Raw genomic sequence first — 4,848 nt, forward strand, 5'->3', positions numbered from 1 at the left:
ACAGCAGCCAGCGTTTTTATGGCGGTAATGCCATTGTTGCCGGTGCTTTGCCGATTGCCGTTGGTATCGCATTAGCGGATAAAATGTTACAGAACCAGGCTGTCACCTGCTGTTTTTTTGGTGACGGAGCGGTTGCCGAGGGAGAATTTCATGAGAGCCTGAATCTTGCCAAATTATGGCAGCTGCCGATCTTATTTATCTGTGAAAATAATCTTTATGCCATGGGTACGGCCCTGGAACTCGAACAGTCCAATCAGAAAATTCACTTAAAAGCAGCAAGTTACGGCTTAGCAGCGCAAGTTGTAGATGGTATGAATGTGATTGATGTTGAAGCCGCGGCAAAACTTGCCTGCAGCGCGATACGCAATGGTGCCGGCCCGCATTTTATAGAATGCCAGACCTATCGTTTTCGTGGTCACTCTATGTTTGATACCCAGCTTTATCGTAATAATGACGAAGTTGAGCAGTGGAAGAAAAAAGGACCTCTGGTCCAGTTAAGCCAATGGTTAAAAGACAATCATCAAATCGAACCCGAAGAGCTGCAGGCCATCGAATTAGCGGTAGATAAAGAGATCGATGCGGCGGTGCGCAGCGCAGAGGCGGCAGATATCGAGCCCGTCGAAAGTTTGTTACAGCACGTGTATACGGAGGTGTCCAATGGATAAAATCACCTTCAGAGAGGCATTTAGGGCTGGAATAGTGGAAGCCTTAAAGGATGATTCCAGAGTCTTTTTGATCGGCGAAGACGTGGGCAGATATGGGGGCTGTTATGCGGTTTCCAAAGGCTTGCTCGAGAGCTTCGGCGCGCAACGCATTATTGATACTCCTTTGGCGGAATCCGGCTTTGTCGGTGCAGGTATTGGTGCAGCCATAGGCGGAATGAGACCCATAGTAGAAATCATGACGGTCAATTTCAGTCTGCTCGCACTGGATCAAATAATCAACAACGCCGCGACGCTCAGGCATATGTCTGGCGGACAGATATCGGTGCCCTTAGTTATTCGCATGTCCTGCGGGGCAGGAAAGCAGCTGGCGGCTCAACATTCCCACAGTTTTGAAGGTTTATATGCCCATATTCCCGGCCTTAAAGTACTTTATCCGGCCACGGTAGGTGATGCGCGCTATATGTTAAAAATGGCACTTGATGATCCTGACCCGGTGATTATTTTTGAACATGTGATGCTCTATAATATGGAGGCTGAGCTGCCGGAAAAACAGACAATTGCGCCGATGGAAAAAGCGGTGATCCGCAGAACAGGTCATGATTTAAGTATTATCACCTGGGGAGGTTGTTTGTATAAAGCACTGGATGCAGCAGAGCAACTTAAAACCTTAGGCATTGATGCGGAAGTCGTCGATTTGCGCTGTTTACGCCCCTTAGACAGAGCGACCATTTTAGATTCAGTGCGGCGCACACACAAGGCGCTGATTGTTGACGAATCATGGAAAAGTGGCGGAATGTCCGCTGAAGTCAGCGCCACTATTGCAGAACTTGGACTGTGGTATTTAGATGCTCCCATTAATCGCGTTTGTAGCGCTGAAGTGCCGATCCCCTACGCATACCATTTAGAACAGGCGAGCCTGCCGCAGGTAGCACAAATTATTGCAGTGGCTAAGCGAATGATGGAGCCATCCGATCAGGATGTAAGGGCTCCCTTATGAGCAGCAATGAACATGACTTAAAGATGCCCTCTTTTGGCTCTGATATGAGAAAAGGAACGCTAACACAGTGGTTGGTTAAAGAGGGGGATCATATAAAACGGGGTGATGTGGTTGCGGTAATCGAAACCCACAAGGGGGCAATAGATTTAGATCTGTTTGAAGATGCATTAATAATAAATTTACTGGTCAAAGAAGGGGATCAGATTGCCGTTGGAGAACCTATCGCCAGATTAAGCTCGATTAAAGACAGTGAAAAGACAACCCCTCGTCCGGAAAATGTTACCGCTGACCCGATGCTTGCCACAGCCGCTGCGAATATAAATCCGAGCCCTGCGCCCACGGTGACTGAGCAACCGGACCATCACTTAACAACCCCTAAAGATTTTATTTTAGCAACGCCCGCGGCGCGATCTTTTGCGAAGCAGCAGCAACTCACTTTAAATTTACTGTTTCCCAAGCCAGTCAATAAAATTGTCACTTTGACCATGGTCGAGCAGGCAATACAACAAAAACAGCGCAGTCAGCAGTCGCCCGCGACGGCAGAAAACGCGCCCGATAAAAAAGAAACCGCTAAGCTAACCTTAAGCAGAGCAGCAGCAAAGCCTAAAAAAGTGTTTGATAACGAAGCCATGCGCCAGGCGATTAGCGCCACAGTGACCCGTTCAAAACAACAGATACCACATTATTATTTGCGCCAGCGTTTGGATATAACAGCGTTAGAAGACTACTTACTGCAGGTTAACGCAAGGCTCCCCATCGATCAGCGTCTGCTCTTAGCTGCGCCTTTATTGTGTGCTGTTGCCCGTGCATTAATGGATAACGGGCAACTTAATGGCGAATATAGTGAGGGCCGCTTTGTCGCGAGTGAAACAGTGCATTTAGCCAATGCGATTAATTTACGTGGCGGTGGATTGGTAATGCCGGTGATCCGCGCGGCACAAACACTTTCTCCCTCACAGGTAATGGAACTGCTTAAGCAGCAGGTGACACGCGCGCGCAATGGCAGTTTAGTCTTTTCTGAATTGAGCGGGGGCAGTTTTACTGTGACCAGCATCGGTGAACGCGGTGCAGAGCAGATGTTCGCTGTTATTTTTCCGCCGCAGGTGGCTATTCTGGCTTTAGGTAGCCCTCATCAAGAGGTGATGGCCGTCGATGGCTCGATAAAAATACGTTCCGTTATTGAGGCTTCCCTTGCGGCCGATCATCGCGTCAGTGATGGCCGCATCGGCGCCCGTTTTCTGTATCAGTTAAACCAACTGCTGCAAAAGCCGGAAGCTTTGTGGACAGCTTCTGATTCGAGCGGTGTAACCTGAGAATGGTAAAGCGGATTAAAAATCAAAATACAATAAACCGAGAGGATTTATGAACAAAAACGAAATAAAAGCACTGATTCTTGAAGAGTTAAGTAATATTGCCCCTGAAATAGAAGCGGATGAAGTGCCCGATGATCAAGATATGCGCGAAGCACTGGAACTCGATTCGATGGATTTCCTTAATTTGGTGATCGCTGTTTCCAAGCGGTCTCAAGTAGTCATTCCAGAAGCTGATTACGCTAAGGTGCTGACGCTAAATGCAATGATCTCTTATATAATGAATCCCCCTTAAATTTTTAGACTCTGGACGGAATGATTACCTTTCGCCAATCCCCCTTCACTGCGAACAAGTGAAGCGTTTTGTTTTGTCCGATTTTTCATGGCGTTATAATTTAGCTGTTCGGTGCTTTGCCCCTAAATTTTAAATAACAAAGCAACAACCAAAAATCAACAAGGCGATAACCAGGCAGTAACAAGCTGATAACAACCGATTCAGAATATAACACCAGAAAAGCATAAAATTATAAAATATAAAACTACAAAGGCACAAAAACTTGGTAGCACAATCTAGATAAAGACCTTTAAACTAGCTTTAAATATTTATTAAACTAAACCATAACGGAGTATGTATTATGATTGTCGGCGTCCCGAAAGAAATTAAAAACCACGAATATCGTGTAGGCATGGTTCCAGGCAGCGTTCGTGAATTAACCAATCATGGACATCAGGTTATTGTTGAGCACAATGCCGGTACAGGCATAGGTTTCAGTGATCAGGACTACATTAATGTTGGTGCATCTGTCCTGAAAAGTGCGGCCGAAGTATTCGCCAGCGCTGAAATGATAATTAAGGTAAAAGAACCCCAGGCAATTGAACGTGCAATGTTGCGTGAAGGACAAATTCTATTTACTTACCTTCACTTGGCACCCGATCTCCCGCAAACAGAAGATTTGATTAAATCAAAATCAATTTGTATTGCCTATGAGACAGTCACCGACAATCAAGGTGGTTTACCTCTTTTAGCACCGATGTCAGAAGTTGCAGGTCGCATGTCAATTCAAGCTGGTGCCCAAGCCCTTGAAAAATCAAATGCAGGCAGTGGTATGTTATTAGGCGGCGTTCCTGGTGTTGCTCCTGCCAAGGTGGTCATTATTGGTGGCGGAATGGTCGGTAATAATGCCGCACAAATGGCCGTCGGCATGGGGGCTGAAGTGGTTATTCTAGATCGTAATGCCAATGTGTTACGTCGTCTTGATGCGCAGTTTGGTAATAAAATTAAAACCGTCTATTCAACAGCGGAAGCACTTGAAAAACATGTCCTTGAAGCGGATTTGGTGATTGGTGGGGTACTGGTTGCCGGCGCAGCTGCCCCTAAATTAGTCACAGCTGAACATATTAAAAACATGAAAGCGGGCTCTGCCATTGTTGATGTTGCGATAGATCAAGGTGGCTGTATTGCAACCTCAAAAGCAACAACGCACGCAGATCCAACCTATATTGTTGATGATGTAGTTCACTACTGTGTTGCTAATATGCCCGGGGCTGTGCCACTGACCTCAACATTTGCATTGAATAATGCGACACTGCCCTTCATCATAAATCTTGCTGATAAAGGCTATAAACAAGCTTTATTAAGTGATTCCAATTTCTTAAATGGCCTAAATGTTATCAATGGTCAGATAACCTGTGCCAGTGTTGCAGAAAACTTAGGATTTGAGTTTGTTGATCCTAAGGTCGCATTAGCATAACCTTTATTGAGCGCCTCCCTAGGGCCTGTTTATCTTTCGGGATTTTTTTTGCAGCAGTTTGTAGATTCTTTATACAATGCAGAGCTTATGCAGTGTAGTTATTCTACATAAATAAGCGATAACGC

5 protein-coding genes are annotated in these 4,848 nt (G+C 45.8%); all 5 read left to right on the forward strand.

Annotated features, from left to right (window positions below; all coding sequences use genetic code 11):
- Nucleotides 1–665: thiamine pyrophosphate-dependent enzyme (locus ACJAT7_RS17835; protein ID WP_415228148.1), on the forward strand; the 665-nt coding region annotated here is incomplete at its 5' end.
- On the forward strand, nt 658–1,662 hold the full coding sequence (locus ACJAT7_RS17840) for an alpha-ketoacid dehydrogenase subunit beta (protein WP_415228149.1): 1,005 nt from the start codon (nt 658–660) through the stop codon (nt 1,660–1,662). The genes ACJAT7_RS17835 and ACJAT7_RS17840, both read left to right, overlap by 8 nt.
- The gene (locus ACJAT7_RS17845) at nt 1,659–2,975 is read left to right on the forward strand and encodes a dihydrolipoamide acetyltransferase family protein (protein ID WP_415228150.1); all 1,317 of its coding nucleotides are present in this window, start codon (nt 1,659–1,661) and stop codon (nt 2,973–2,975) included. Before ACJAT7_RS17840 ends, ACJAT7_RS17845 begins: the two co-directional genes overlap by 4 nt.
- 49 nt (nt 2,976–3,024) lie before the next feature.
- Complete coding sequence (locus ACJAT7_RS17850; protein WP_415228151.1) at nt 3,025–3,267, forward strand: acyl carrier protein; 243 nt, start codon at nt 3,025–3,027, stop codon at nt 3,265–3,267.
- 340 nt (nt 3,268–3,607) lie between these two features.
- Nucleotides 3,608–4,723, forward strand: a complete 1,116-nt coding sequence (ald, locus tag ACJAT7_RS17855; protein ID WP_415228152.1) for an alanine dehydrogenase — start codon at nt 3,608–3,610, stop codon at nt 4,721–4,723.
- The last annotated feature ends 125 nt before the right edge of the window (nt 4,724–4,848 follow it).

Source organism: Psychromonas sp., assembly GCF_047632995.1.
In the GTDB taxonomy this organism is placed as follows: Bacteria; Pseudomonadota; Gammaproteobacteria; order Enterobacterales; family Psychromonadaceae; genus Psychromonas.

What these genes read in the sequence shown, in the direction of transcription:
- ACJAT7_RS17845 (WP_415228150.1), top strand. Translation starts at nt 1,659, where the DNA reads ATGAGCAGCAATGAACATGACTTAAAGATGCCCTCTTTTGGCTCTGAT.
- ACJAT7_RS17840 (WP_415228149.1), top strand. Translation starts at nt 658, where the DNA reads ATGGATAAAATCACCTTCAGAGAGGCATTTAGGGCTGGAATAGTGGAA.
- ACJAT7_RS17850 (WP_415228151.1), top strand. Translation starts at nt 3,025, where the DNA reads ATGAACAAAAACGAAATAAAAGCACTGATTCTTGAAGAGTTAAGTAAT.
- ald (WP_415228152.1), top strand. Translation starts at nt 3,608, where the DNA reads ATGATTGTCGGCGTCCCGAAAGAAATTAAAAACCACGAATATCGTGTA.